The following is an 848-nucleotide window of genomic DNA, read 5'->3' on the forward strand; positions in this document are numbered from 1 at the left end:
CCTTCACGATCCACACCGCGGATCAAAGCGCCGATGTTGTCGCCGGCCTGGCCCTGGTCGAGCAGCTTGCGGAACATCTCGACGCCGGTGACCGTCGTCTTCTTGGTGTCGCGGATGCCGACGATCTCGACTTCCTCGCCGACCTTGACGACGCCGCGCTCGACGCGCCCGGTCACCACGGTGCCGCGGCCCGAGATCGAGAACACGTCCTCGATCGGCATCAGGAACGGCATGTTGATCGGACGCTCGGGCGTCGGGATGTAGGCGTCGACCGCCGCCATCAGCTCGCGCACCGCGTCCTCGCCGATCTTCTTGTCCGAGTCTTCGAGGGCGGCGAGAGCCGAGCCCTTGACGATCGGAATGTCGTCGCCCGGGAACTCGTAGGACGACAGAAGCTCGCGAACCTCGAGCTCGACCAGCTCCAGAAGCTCCTCGTCGTCGACCTGGTCGACCTTGTTGAGGAACACGACGATTGCCGGAACGCCGACCTGACGGGCGAGCAGGATGTGCTCGCGGGTCTGCGGCATCGGGCCGTCGGCCGCCGAACAGACGAGGATCGCGCCGTCCATCTGAGCGGCACCGGTGATCATGTTCTTGACGTAGTCGGCATGGCCCGGGCAGTCGACATGGGCGTAGTGCCGGTTCTCGGTCTCGTATTCGACATGGGCCGTCGAGATCGTGATGCCGCGCGCCTTCTCTTCCGGCGCCGCGTCGATCTGGTCATAGGCGCGGTATTCGCCGAAATACTTGGTGATCGCCGCCGTCAGCGACGTCTTGCCGTGGTCGACGTGTCCGATCGTGCCGATGTTCACATGCGGCTTGTTACGCTCGAATTTGCTCTTGGCCAT

Annotated in this window: 1 protein-coding gene; it reads right to left on the reverse strand. The window is 64.5% G+C overall.

Features of this window, described 5'->3' with window-relative positions:
* A partial coding sequence (gene tuf, locus GTK09_RS27090; protein ID WP_163466488.1) for an elongation factor Tu occupies positions 1-848 on the reverse strand: 848 nt, incomplete at its 3' end.

The sequence above is a fragment of the Jiella pacifica genome (assembly GCF_010500815.1).
GTDB lineage: Bacteria > Pseudomonadota > Alphaproteobacteria > Rhizobiales > Rhizobiaceae > Jiella > Jiella pacifica.